Here is an 11,246-nt window from a genome sequence, read left to right as displayed (position 1 = left end):
TGGTAGAAACCGTCCGACCATCAAGTGGAGACACCAGACAAGATCGAGCAAGGCCCGGCAGGGGTCAAAATAAAGCACAAACGAAGTGCCACCCGCCAGGGCCACAGCACCGAAATGCCCCAAACGAACGGGCGAAGTCAGGGATCCGACAACAGTTTCGGTACGCAACAAGATGGGCTGACAACAGTTCCGAAGAATTGGACAGATCACGCTCAGGAGAAGGCCTTACGCGCTCTCATCGCAATCCGCAGGAGGCCACAGTGGCATCGTCCGGAACCAGGGCTTCGGGGTCGCCGCTCATCCGCGCCTCGAACGCACGGATACGCCGGATGACGCCGGACGGCCCGTCGGCGGCAAGTAGTTCCCGCACCCCCGGCCAGTCGGTCAGACCGTACGGGGTGACGATCCGGCTGGCACCGTTGCTGAGCACCGCGATGCCGTGCAACTCGTCGAGGGCGACGCTCCCGGTCACCGCCTCCCACGCCGCCCGCGGATCGTCCTTGGCGATCCAGTAACCGCCCGGCCGGTTCCGACGAGCGCGCAGTGCCAGGGCGCAGGAGGCGCGGATGTGGTCGTACTCCGGGGTTCCGGGTGTGACACCGGCCAGGGGCGCCGAGCATTCCCGCCGGGCGGCCACCTCGCGCTCGTCGGTGACCACCCGCACGCCGCCGCCGACCTCATCGAGCATGAGGTACGAGTCAGCGAGCAGGAGATAATCCAGCCGTCCCCGGTGGACGCGGGCCATCAGAACGGTCGCCTGCGGGCTGCTGGGATCGGTGATATCGCAGGTGGCGCGATGCGCGGCGGCCGTCTCAGCGATGGCGTCGGCGAGGATGGCCGCGAGGCCCCGCCCGTCGGCCCGCGACAGACCGCCGAGCAGCGTGCCGCCGAGACGATGGGTGTACCAGGCGACCCCGTGCGCGCAGAACGCCTCGGCCCCTGGAATGCCGGCGCCGTCCAGCAGTACGAGGGCGCCGGGCACCGCCCCCACGAAGTCCTCGTTCGGCCGGCCGGCCCTACCGGCGCTCGTCGCGAGACTGACGTGCATGGGCCGCTCCTTGCCACGAGAGATCAGCGTGCCGCGTTCAGATAGCGCAGTACGGCGAGAACTCGCCGGTGGTCGGTTCGCGCCTGGGGTAGGTCGAGTTTGGTGAAGATGGCCGTCACGTGCTTCTCCACGCTGCGCGGGGCGAGGTGGAGCGACTCGCAGATGGCGAGGTTGGACCGGCCCTCGGCCAGCATCCCCAGGACCTCGCGCTCCCGCTCGCTGAGCCGGGCGACGCCCGCGTCCACCGACGGCGCCGCCAACAACTGGCGCACCACCTCCGGATCCAGCGCCGTCCCGCCGGCGGCCACCCGGCGCAGCGCGTCGACGAAGTCCTCGGTGCTGACGATCCGGTCCTTCAGCAGGTAACCGACCCGACCGGGGTGCTCGGCGATCAGTTGCCGCGCGTACCGGGTCTCCACCCACTGCGAGAAGACCAGCACGCCGGTGTCCGGGTGGGCCGCCCGGATGGCCAACGCCACCCGCAGGCCTTCGTCGGTGAAGGTCGGTGGCATCCGTACGTCGACCACCGCCGCGTCCGGTCGGTGTTCGTCGACCGCCGCGCGCAGGTCGTCACCGTTGTCCACCGCCGACACGACGGTGATCCCGTGATCGGTCAGCAGCAACGTGATCCCGTCGCGCAGCAACGGGTTGTCCTCGGCGATCACTACGCGCACGGCAGCTCCACGGTGATGGTCGTCGGTCCCCCGGGCGGACTGTCCAGCCAGAGCGCGCCGTCCAGCGATTCAGCTCGTCGGATCAGCCCCGCCAGACCCGTACCCCTGCCCCCGGATCGCGCCCCGCCGCGCCCATCGTCGCTGACGGTCAGGCGCAGGACGCCATTCTGCGCGCGAAGGTCCAGCCGGATCCGGCTGGCCCCGGCGTGCTTCGCCACGTTGGTGAGGAGTTCGGCGGCGCTGAAGTACAGCGCCGATTCCAGGTCGGGTGTCGGGCGCTCAGGCAGGTCCACGTGTACCTCGACGGGCACCGCGCTGCGCGCGGCCAGGGTCTCGATCGCGGTGCTCAGGCCGGTGTCGAGCGCGGGCGGGTGGATGCCCCGCACGATGTCCCGCAGCTCGGTCAGGGTCTCCACCATCGCGCCCCGGGCCTGGGCCACCATCGCCTTCAGCTCCGGCTCACCGGCTCGCCCCTCGATACGCGACAGACCCACGCCGAGCGCGACCAGCCGGGCCTGCGTACCGTCGTGCAGATCCCGTTCCACCCGCCGCAGCAGCGCGGCCGCGTCCCCCCGCAGCGCGGCCCGGCTGGCCTCCAGAGCCGCTATCCGGACCCGCTCGGGTCCCGGCTCCAGCAGTGCCCGCACCAGCCACCGGTCCAGCGACACGATGAGTCGGAAGTACCACGGGAACACCAGCAGCGCGGTCAACCCCTGCGCGGCCAGTGCCCAGGAGCCGCCCCACGGCGGGTCTTGCGGAAAGCGGTGCACCCACACGGGGTAGGTGACGCCCACCAGACCTCCGACGACGAGGGCCCCGCCGAGGTACGCCCCCGCGGCCATCAGCGGCAGCCGGGCGAAGCAGTACGCGAGGGCCTTCCAGCCGCTGGCGTCCGTCAACACCGCGCGAGCCCAGCGCACCGGGCCCGTCCCCCGGCGGCCCACGGGCGGCGGGTTCGGCCAGCTCCAGCCGAGGAACAGCCGGGCCGGCCCCCGGAAGTACCGAACGGTCAGCCGCGCGAGCAGCAGCACACCGGTCAGCAGTGGTAGCCCGATCGTCAGCAGCGACAGCGCGGAGAACACCAGCCCCAGCAGCGCTATCGCGAACGTCGGCACGGCCAGCACGGTGCCGGTGACCGTGTATCCGACCTCACGCCAGGTACGGGCGGTCGTCGGAGCACGCAGGACCACGCCGACGACGGACCTCACGGGTCCACCGCCAGCGACTCCACCGCCGGGCGGCGCATCGCGACCAGCGCCGGCACGACGGTGCCCAGCAGCACCAGGCCGAGCACCACGGCCAGGCCGCCGGCCAGTTGCCCGGGTGGCAGGTAGGGCATCCACGTGCCCAGCATGCCGTGCAGCATCGGCACCATGGTGACCATCGCGACCACGGTACCGACCACCAGGGCGGTCACCGTCACCAGCAGGGCTTCGCAGACGACCACGGCCAGCGCGCGCATCCTGCTCGCGCCGACCAGCCGGGTCACCGCAAGCTCCCGGCGTCGGGACAGGAGTACGGTCACCAGCGTGTTCACCGCGGCGACGGCGGCGAAGGCGACGTAGACGGCGGTGCCGGAATACTCCGTCCACACCTGCGCCGCCGGGTCGGGAGCGCCGTGCACACGCGCGGACGTGGTGTGCGTGACCACCTTCACCGTGGCGAACGCGATCGCCAGGACCAGTGGCACCAGCGCGCCGGACAGCGCCGTGGCGCGCACCGCGAGGTTGTCCGCCGCCAGCGCCCCGGTACCCCCGAACAGTCGCGTCAGCGGAGCGGCCAACCGCAGCAGGACCGGGCCGAGGAAGCCGGCTCCCACGCACATCGCCAGCATGGTGAAGAGACTCGACTCACCGGCCTTGGCCGGGTCGCCCTTCGCGATCAGGATCGACAGCACGACGCCGCCGGCCAGGAGGACCACCCCGATCGCGGTACGCAGCAGGCTGATCCGACGCCGCGGGACGGCCGTCTCGGTCAGCGCGGCGGCGGGGCGTACCCGTGCTGGTCGCATCGCGGCGGTCAGCGCGCCAACCACCGACGCCCCGACGGTGATGCCCAGCGCCGCGGGCAGTGCCGCAGGCGACGGGTGGAACGTCACGCCGGGCGGGATCGCCTGGTGTCCGGTGAGCCCCGCCAGCCAGGCGTGGGCGAGCAGGGCACCGAGCGGTACGCCGAGCGCGGTCGCCGGCACCGCCACCACGGCGGCCTGGGCCGCCACCGCGCGGCGCACCCGGCCGGGAGTGGCACCCACCGCTCGCGCCAGCGCGATGTCCCGCGCCTGGCGGGCGATCGACGACGTCATGGTCAGTCCGACGATCAACGCGGTCAGGTACACGGACACCACCACGAACAGCGTGGCCATCTCGGGGATCGAGCTCTCGGTCAGCACCTGCCGGGCGGCCGGGTCCAACCGCGCGCCGGACATCGAGGAGCTGGCGCCCAGCGCTCCGGACACCAGCGCGGCGGCCAGGCACTGCGTGACGAACGGACCGGCGAAGGCCCACGGCTGCTTGCGCAGCGCCTGCCGGGTCAGTCCCGCGCTCACCGGGCCACCGCCGGGTCACCCGTGGTGGCACGCAGCCGCTCCCCGATGTGTGCCGCATCGGGTGTCGGGCCGTCCGCCACCACCTCGCCGTCGCGCAGCAGGACGAGTCGGTCGCTCCAGGCCGCCGCCATCGGATCGTGGGTGACCATCACCACCGTCACACCGGCCCGGTCCACCCCGTCACGCAGCAAGCGCAGCATCTGCTCACCGGTCGCCGGATCCAGCGCCCCGGTCGGCTCGTCCGCGAACACGACGGCGGGACGACTGGCCAGCGCGCGGGCGATGGCGACCCGTTGGCGTTGGCCGCCGGACAACTCGCCGACCGGCCGACCGGCCAACCCGGACAGACCCACCTCGGCCAGCACCTCGTCGAGTGGGCGCAGACGCGGTCCACCCAGCCGCCGGGGCAGCAGCACGTTCTGCCGCACCGTCAGCTCCGACAGCAGGTTGTACGACTGGAAGACGAAACCCACCCGATCGCGACGCAACCGGGTCAGCGCGCCTTCGCGCATTCGGGTGACGTCCCGGCCGACCAGGCGGACCCGCCCCGACGTCGGCCGGTCCAACCCCGCCGCGCACTGCAGCAGGGTGCTCTTGCCCGAGCCGGTGGCTCCCATCACCGCCACGAACGTGCCGGCCGGCACCACGAGCGAGATGCCGCGAAGGGCGGCGAGCGGCCGTCTGCGCGAGCCGTAGGTGCGGGTCACGCCGTCGAGTTCCACCACGTTGTCCATGTGTTCCACCCTCGACGCCGACGGCGATCCGGACATCCGGGCGACCCGAACGATCCTGGTGCGGTTATCCGTACCCGCGTCGCGCTGCGGCAGCCCGCCAGGAAACCGCTTACCTCGTGTCTATTGACGCTCATAACTGGCTGTCAGTACCGTGATGCGGGCATCGAGAAAGCGCTTTCCGACCCTCACCGTCCGACAGGGAGCGCCCCCATGCCCAAACACCTGCGCGCGATCTGCCTCGCCCTGCTCACCGTCGCCACCGTCCTGAGCACCACCACCGCCCTGCCCGCCGAGGCCGCCCCGCGCTTCCGGGTGCTGGTCTTCTCGAAGATCACCAACTTCTACCACGACTCGATCCCGGCCGGCGTGGCCGCGATCCAGCAGCTCGGCGCCACCCACAACTTCGAGGTCGTCGCCACCACCGACGCGGGCGCCTTCACCGACGCCAACCTCGCCACCTTCGACGCCCTGGTCTTCAACAACACCAACTCCACCCCCGCCTCGGGCGACCTGCTCAACGGCAGCCAGCGCGCGGCGTTGCAGACGTTCATCCGCAACGGCGGCGGCTGGGCCGGCCTGCACGCCGCGTCGGCCAGCGAACGCGACTGGTCCTGGTACGAGGGTCTGGTCGGCACCATCTTCGACTACCACCCGGACTTCTCGGCCACCGGCGGCACGTACCCCGGGCGGGTGAAGGTCCTCGACCGCGCCCACCCCTCCACCCGCAACCTGCCGGAGCTGTGGGAGCAGAGCGAGGAGTGGTACAACTGGCGGACGAACCCGACCGGCAACGTGCACACCCTCGCGCAGATCAAGGTGCGTGACGGGATCAGCGGCCTGGACGAGGGCGTCGACCACGCGTACTCCTGGTGTCAGCGCTACGACGGCGGCCGGTCCTGGTTCACCGCCGGTGGGCACGCCAGCTCCCAGTTCAGCAGCGCCACGTTCCTGGAGCACCTGCGCTACGGCATCGAGTGGGCCGCGGGCGCGGTCGCCGGCGACTGCTCGGCCAGCAGGACCGGCACGTTCGAACGCGTCGGGCTGGTCACCGAGAACCTGGCCGACCCGTTCGAGCTGGCCGTCGCTCCCGACCGCAGGGTCTACTACATCCAGCGCACCGGCGCGCTCAAGGTGGTCGACTCGGACACGCTCCAGGTCACCACGCTGCTCGACCTCGCGTACACCTCGGCGATGACCGACCAGTCCGACGGCCTGCTCGGGATGACCCTGGACCGCGACTTCGCCAGCAACGGCTGGGTCTACCTGCTCTGGTCGGACAAGACCCTCAAACAGCTCAACCTGTCCCGGTTCACGGTGGCGAACAACAGCGTCGCGCTCTCCTCGGAGAAGCGGCTGCTGACCGTCCCAACGTACCGGGGCGTGGGTCGGGCCAACTCGCACATGGGCGGATCGCTGGCCATGGACGCGGCCGGTCGCCTGTACGCCGCGATCGGCGACAACACCGACCCCTTCGCGTCCAGCGGTTACACCCCGATCGACGAGCAGTCCGGGCGGGCCGCCTGGGACGCCCAGGGCACCGCCGGCAACACCAACGACCTGCGCGGCAAGATCCTGCGGATCACCCCGCAGGCCGACGGTACGTACACCGTGCCCAGCGGCAACCTCTTCCCCGCCGGCACCGCGCGGACCCGACCGGAGATTTACGCGATGGGCATGCGCAACCCGTTCCGGATCACCATCGAGCCGGGAACGAACGCGGTGCTCGTCGGTGACTACGGCCCGGACGCCCGCGCCGCGGACGCGAACCGTGGACCGGAGGGGACCGTCGAGTTCAACCGCATCACCGCCGCCGGCAACTTCGGCTGGCCGTACTGCGTGGGCAACAACATCCCGTTCAACGACTACAACTTCGCCACCAGCACCTCCGGGGCGAAGTTCACCTGCGCCGCGCCGGTGAACAACTCCCCCAACAACACCGGCCTGACCACCCTGCCGGCGGCGAAGCCGGCGCTGGTCTGGTACGCGTACTCCGCCTCCGCCCAGTTCCCCGAGGTGGGCACCGGCGGTGGCGGCCCGATGAGCGGGCCGGTCTACGACTTCGACCCGGCGAACACCCGTACCACCAAGTTCCCGGAGTACTTCGACGGCAAGTGGATCACGTACGAGTTCACCCGCAGGTGGTTCAAGACGCTCTCGATCCACCGGACGGCGCAGACCTTCAGCAACTCACGTTTCGCCCCCACGGCCGTCGGTGACCTCCAGTCGATCAACGGGATCTTCGAGAACATGAGCTGGATCCAGCCCTTCGAGGCGGAGTTCGGCCGGGACGGCTCGCTCTACGTCATCGACTTCGGCGAGGGCACCGGCAGCGGTCGCGGCGGCAGCAACGCCGGCGCGGGCATCTACCGGATCGACTACGTGGCGAACGGCCGACCACCGACCGCGAAGATCACCGCCAGTCCGGACACCGGGCGTACGCCGCTGACCGTCGGCCTCTCCTCGGCCGGCGCGACGGCCGGCGACGGCACCGCCCTCAGCTACGCCTGGGACTTCACCAACGACGGCACCACCGACTCCACCGCCGCCAACCCGAGCTTCACCTACTCGGCTGCCGGGAAGTTCACCGCCCGGCTGACCGTCCGCAACAGCGGCAACGGTCTGACCGCCACCGCCGTCACCGACGTGGTGGTCGGCAACACCCGGCCGACGGTCACCATCACCGTGCCCGATGGCGGCTTCTTCGACTTCGGCGACAAGATCCCGTACACGGTGACGGTCACCGACCCGGAGGACACCACCATCGACTGCGCGAAGGTGACCGTCCAGACGCAGCTCGGGCACGACACGCACGCCCACCCACTGGACGTCTACACCGGCTGCTCCGGGCTGCTGGCCACCGAGGCGGACGCCGGTGACGGGCACGGGCCGGGACAGAACCTCTACACCCTGATCACCGCGCAGTACACCGACGGTGGCGCGGCCGGCGTGCCGGCGCTGACCGGCTCGACCCGGATCCAGTTGCAGCCCAAGAGCAGGGAGGCCGAGCACTTCAGCGCCCAGTCCGGCCTGATCGTCAACGACCGGACCACCGCCCGCGCCGGCAAGCGGCTCGGCGACGTCGACCACAACGACTGGGCGGCGTACGGGTCGGTGGACCTGCGCAACATCGGCTCGGTCACGCTCGGGGTCACCAATGGCGGACTCGGCGGCACCATCGAGCTGCGAACCGGTTCACCCACCGGCACGCTGATCGGTACGGCCACCATCGGCTCCACCGGCGGATGGGACAACCTGGTGTCCCCCACGGTCACGCTCACCAACAAACCGACCGGCACCACCACCCTGTACGCGAAGTTCGTCAACACCGCGCAGGTCGGCGGCACGCCGGACCTGATGTCGCTGGACTGGATGCGGTTCAACGGCGCCGGCGTCAAGCAGGAGCCGGGCGGAAGCCTGACGATCGCGGCCAACCCGACCGGCGGCGCCGCGCCGTTGACCACCACGTTGACCGCCACCGCGACCGCGCCGTCCGGGCAGAGCATCACCGACTACGCGTGGGACTTCGGCGACAACAGCGCGGTGGCGCACGGCGCGACGCTGCGGTCGACAAGTCACAGCTATCCGCGAAAGGGCACCTTCACCGCCCGCGTGACGATCACCTACACCGGCGGGGAGACCCGCTCACTCAACCTGACCGTCACGGTCACCTGATGGGAATCGGTGGCGGGCGGGTCAACCCGCCCGCCACCGGCCACGTCCCGGACCGCCAGAGACCGCACGTCTAGCGGTCCTGCCTGACCTTGGCGATGTCGAGATCCAGCAAGGGGCCGAAGAACCTGGCGAAGTCGTCCAGGGAGTCCGACCGGAAGATCTCCCGCGCACCATCCAGGATGGCGACCGCACCCGAGGGAAGGTCGAAGAGGTAGCCGACAACCTTCTCATCCCTGATGAGAACGAAGACCTGCGGCACTTCCGCCACGACAACCGTCGGGCTTTCCAGCATCGGTGGACTGCTCGCGGGCGACGCTTCTGGATCGCCACAATTTCTCGTCATGGACATCCTCCTCCTGAGGGCTCCCCGCGCGCCGGTCGCGACGGCCGACCCAACCTCGGCCTCATCGAGACCAATTGTCTTGGGACAATCCCTGGGGATAGTCTGGGGACAATCTGACCCAGAGTCAAGGCTTGTCTATGGACAACCGGGAAGGGCGTTGACGTGCCGGTGCACTCGCGCTACCTGAACATCGCGTCCACGATCCGCGAACGGATCGAAGCCGGAGAATGGGCACCGGGTGCCCGGCTTCCGACCCTCAACGATCTCGCGGCCGAGTACGACGCCAACCGCGACACAGTCGGGAGGGCCATCGCCCTGCTGGAGACCGAAGGCTACGTGTGGGCCGTCCAGGGGCGGGGCATCGCCGTTCGATACGGCACGATACGTCCACGTCGACCCCGCGGCGATCTGGTCAAGCGCAACGAGCAGGCAACCGGATACTCATTCCCTTCGGCAAGCAGCCAGGAGGTGTGGGTCAGCCACGGCAAGGCCGTCAACCTGCCGGCCCGACTGGACGACCCCCGCGTCGCCAAGCTTCTGGGAGTGGAGCCCGGCACCGAAGTGCTGCGCCGGTTCCGGGTTACCGGGCCAGCGTCCGAGGCCCCGTTCCAAATCAACATCTCGTGGATTCACCCACGCGTCGCCGACATCGTGGCCAACCTGGACGCGAGCCCGGCGGCGGGCGAGTGGCTGCACCACATCGAAAAGGCCGGCCACTGGCCGATCAGTTGGATGGAGATTCACCGCGCCCGGATGCCCAGCAGAGACGAGGCAGCTCTTCTGGAGATCCCCACCAACCTGCCCGTACTGGAGATCGTGCGGGTCGGCACCTCCGGGGGCGACCAGAAGCCGGTCGAGGTGACCGAGTACGTCGTGGCGAGCGACCGAGTCGAGACGGTCCACGTCCTGCACCGCGACGCGAACGCAAAGGAGCCGTGGCCTGACGGCGAGCCGAGGAGCGGGTCATGACCGTGGCCCTCACTCTCGCGGCGGCCAGCCGGACGCACCAGGGCCTCGTCCGCAGACGAAACGAGGACTCCCACAGCCAAGGACAGTGGCTGTACGTGGTTGCAGACGGCCTCGGCGGCCATGTCGCCGGTGACATCGCGAGTAGCACAGTCGTCGCTGCCGTGAAGGCGTACGACCGCCTGGTGGATCCTGAGGATCTTGCTCACTCCTTGGGACGGGCCATCAACGACGCGAGCGACGAGTTACGAAGGAAGGTCCGCGAGAACCCGAATCTGGCCGGGATGGGCACCACGTTCGTCGCTCTGCTGCATGCCGGCAGTGATGCGGTCGTGGCAAACGTTGGGGACTCTCGTGCCTACCTGATCCGACGCAAGCGCCCCCGCGACAACGCCCTGGTGCAGATCAGCGAGGATCACACCTACGAACACCTCGTCGCCGACGCCGAGGAGGTGCCCAACCTCCCCGGGAGGCTAGCCCGCTTCCTCGACGGACGGGCCGACGGCCGGTCGGCCGACCTGAGGCCTCTCCAGCTTCAGCCCGGCGACCGAGTCCTGTTGTGCTCTGATGGACTGAGTTCGTACGTGCCGTACGAACGGATACGGGCCGCGCTCGACTCCGACGCCGACCCCGGGGACATCGCCGAACAACTCGTGGCCCTGGCGATCGACGAGGGTGGACACGACAACATCACCGTGATCGTCATCGAAGCGATCCGGCCTGACGAACCCGCGCGCTAGTTCGACAGGGACGCTGGCACGGGTAGCTCGAGATGTGCCAGGAGGGCGGCGACCTCGCGGTCGAGCTGCAGGCCGACCTCGTGGATCGCCTCCACGCCGAACGACCCGAACGTGCGACTGGGCTGCTCGATCACGAACCGCACCCCGCCGTCGGGCACATCGCCGATCATCGTGCGCAACGGCGCGTACAGCATGGCGGTCGGGTCGTGCCGGTACATCTTCTCGGCAATGGTGTGGTTGCCCATCAGGTACTCGACAGCGTTGCCGGCGTCACCCGCGAGGCCCATCATCGGTCGCAGCTCGCCACTGCTCCAGTAGATGAGGAAGTCGTGGGGCGCACGCTCGCGCATCAGGGCGAGCACGTCGTCCCAGGGGGCGTCGCGGGCAACCAGGGCGTCGAACGCCGCGGCGTCGTAGCGCGGGACCGCCTGCTCGTACTGCCCCCGGAACTCCTCGAACGGTCGATCGACACCGACGTCCAGGCGGCGGGCCTGGTAGGTGCGTTCGGTGTAGCCCGGCTTCAT

At 70.0% G+C, this 11,246-nt stretch carries 10 protein-coding genes; 3 read left to right on the top strand and 7 right to left on the bottom strand.

Going from position 1 to position 11,246, the window contains the following annotated elements; all coding sequences use genetic code 11:
- Positions 1–235: 235 nt before the first annotated feature.
- From AB0B55_RS02510 to AB0B55_RS02490, 5 genes are read right to left on the bottom strand one after another with little or no spacing between them, the layout of a single operon-like run.
- Positions 236–1,048, bottom strand: a complete 813-nt coding sequence (locus AB0B55_RS02510) for a hypothetical protein (protein WP_357169710.1) — start codon at positions 1,046–1,048, stop codon at positions 236–238.
- A gap of 23 nt (positions 1,049–1,071) precedes the next feature.
- The gene (locus AB0B55_RS02505; RefSeq protein ID WP_357169707.1) at positions 1,072–1,722 is read right to left on the bottom strand and encodes a response regulator transcription factor; all 651 of its coding nucleotides are present in this window, start codon (positions 1,720–1,722) and stop codon (positions 1,072–1,074) included.
- Positions 1,713–2,930 carry a sensor domain-containing protein gene (locus tag AB0B55_RS02500; protein ID WP_357169704.1) on the bottom strand — a complete coding sequence of 406 codons (1,218 nt, stop codon included), beginning with the start codon at positions 2,928–2,930 and terminating at the stop codon, positions 1,713–1,715. The genes AB0B55_RS02505 and AB0B55_RS02500 overlap by 10 nt, the downstream gene beginning before the upstream one ends.
- On the bottom strand, positions 2,927–4,267 hold the full coding sequence (locus AB0B55_RS02495) for an FtsX-like permease family protein (protein ID WP_357169701.1): 1,341 nt from the start codon (positions 4,265–4,267) through the stop codon (positions 2,927–2,929). The genes AB0B55_RS02500 and AB0B55_RS02495 overlap by 4 nt, the downstream gene beginning before the upstream one ends.
- Positions 4,264–5,001 (bottom strand): ABC transporter ATP-binding protein, encoded by a 738-nt coding sequence (locus AB0B55_RS02490; protein ID WP_357169698.1) that lies wholly within the window; start codon positions 4,999–5,001, stop codon positions 4,264–4,266. The genes AB0B55_RS02495 and AB0B55_RS02490 overlap by 4 nt, the downstream gene beginning before the upstream one ends.
- A gap of 210 nt (positions 5,002–5,211) precedes the next feature.
- Between AB0B55_RS02490 and AB0B55_RS02485 the strand changes: the two genes are divergently transcribed.
- Entirely contained in the window at positions 5,212–8,673 is a 3,462-nt protein-coding gene (locus AB0B55_RS02485) for a ThuA domain-containing protein (RefSeq protein WP_357169695.1), read from the top strand.
- Between the two features lie 70 nt (positions 8,674–8,743).
- Here AB0B55_RS02485 and AB0B55_RS02480 read toward each other — a convergent pair whose 3' ends face one another.
- Positions 8,744–8,965 (bottom strand): hypothetical protein, encoded by a 222-nt coding sequence (locus AB0B55_RS02480; RefSeq protein WP_357117949.1) that lies wholly within the window; start codon positions 8,963–8,965, stop codon positions 8,744–8,746.
- A 213-nt stretch (positions 8,966–9,178) separates the two neighbouring features.
- Here AB0B55_RS02480 and AB0B55_RS02475 point away from each other — a divergent pair, with 213 nt between their 5' ends.
- Both AB0B55_RS02475 and AB0B55_RS02470 read left to right on the top strand, forming a co-directional pair.
- Positions 9,179–9,985, top strand: coding sequence for a GntR family transcriptional regulator (locus AB0B55_RS02475; RefSeq protein WP_357117946.1), 807 nt, complete (start codon positions 9,179–9,181; stop codon positions 9,983–9,985).
- Complete coding sequence (locus AB0B55_RS02470) at positions 9,982–10,722, top strand: protein phosphatase 2C domain-containing protein (RefSeq protein WP_357169692.1); 741 nt, start codon at positions 9,982–9,984, stop codon at positions 10,720–10,722. Before AB0B55_RS02475 ends, AB0B55_RS02470 begins: the two co-directional genes overlap by 4 nt.
- Here AB0B55_RS02470 and AB0B55_RS02465 read toward each other — a convergent pair.
- The gene (locus AB0B55_RS02465; protein ID WP_357169689.1) at positions 10,719–11,246 is read right to left on the bottom strand and encodes a hypothetical protein; all 528 of its coding nucleotides are present in this window, start codon (positions 11,244–11,246) and stop codon (positions 10,719–10,721) included. The two genes, AB0B55_RS02470 and AB0B55_RS02465, sit on opposite strands and share 4 nt — an antisense overlap.

This window comes from Micromonospora sp. NPDC049107 (assembly GCF_040648595.1).
Lineage (GTDB): Bacteria > Actinomycetota > Actinomycetes > Mycobacteriales > Micromonosporaceae > Micromonospora.
The sequence above is the reverse complement of the archived record's forward strand: the minus strand, read 5'-3'. Positions and strand labels throughout refer to the sequence as shown.

Excerpts from the sequence above, each read along its gene's own strand:
- AB0B55_RS02510 (WP_357169710.1), bottom strand. The coding sequence starts at position 1,048 with ATGCACGTCAGTCTCGCGACGAGCGCCGGTAGGGCCGGCCGGCCGAAC.
- AB0B55_RS02490 (WP_357169698.1), bottom strand. The coding sequence starts at position 5,001 with ATGGACAACGTGGTGGAACTCGACGGCGTGACCCGCACCTACGGCTCG.
- AB0B55_RS02485 (WP_357169695.1), top strand. The coding sequence starts at position 5,212 with ATGCCCAAACACCTGCGCGCGATCTGCCTCGCCCTGCTCACCGTCGCC.
- AB0B55_RS02480 (WP_357117949.1), bottom strand. The coding sequence starts at position 8,965 with ATGCTGGAAAGCCCGACGGTTGTCGTGGCGGAAGTGCCGCAGGTCTTC.
- AB0B55_RS02470 (WP_357169692.1), top strand. The coding sequence starts at position 9,982 with ATGACCGTGGCCCTCACTCTCGCGGCGGCCAGCCGGACGCACCAGGGC.
- AB0B55_RS02465 (WP_357169689.1), bottom strand. The coding sequence starts at position 11,246 with ATGAAGCCGGGCTACACCGAACGCACCTACCAGGCCCGCCGCCTGGAC.